Source organism: Paenibacillus sp. MER TA 81-3 (assembly GCF_023713585.1).
GTDB classification, from domain to species: Bacteria; Bacillota; Bacilli; order Paenibacillales; family Paenibacillaceae; genus Paenibacillus_B; species Paenibacillus_B profundus.
Window position 1 is genome coordinate 1 of sequence record NZ_JAMAWB010000131.1, and the last position, 255, is coordinate 255.

The 255-nt window shown below is 54.1% G+C and carries 1 rRNA gene; it reads right to left on the bottom strand.

The annotated features are described in order from the left end of the window. Positions 1 to 255 (bottom strand): 16S ribosomal RNA (locus M3650_RS33485); the annotation flags it as partial.

Below are 255 nucleotides of genomic sequence, written 5' to 3' on the forward strand. Positions count from 1 at the left end.
GCTTCGCGTCCCGTTGTACCAGCCATTGTAGTACGTGTGTAGCCCAGGTCATAAGGGGCATGATGATTTGACGTCATCCCCACCTTCCTCCGGTTTGTCACCGGCAGTCACTCTAGAGTGCCCAACTCAATGCTGGCAACTAAAGTTAAGGGTTGCGCTCGTTGCGGGACTTAACCCAACATCTCACGACACGAGCTGACGACAACCATGCACCACCTGTCTCCTCTGTCCCGAAGGAAAGCCCTATCTCTAGGA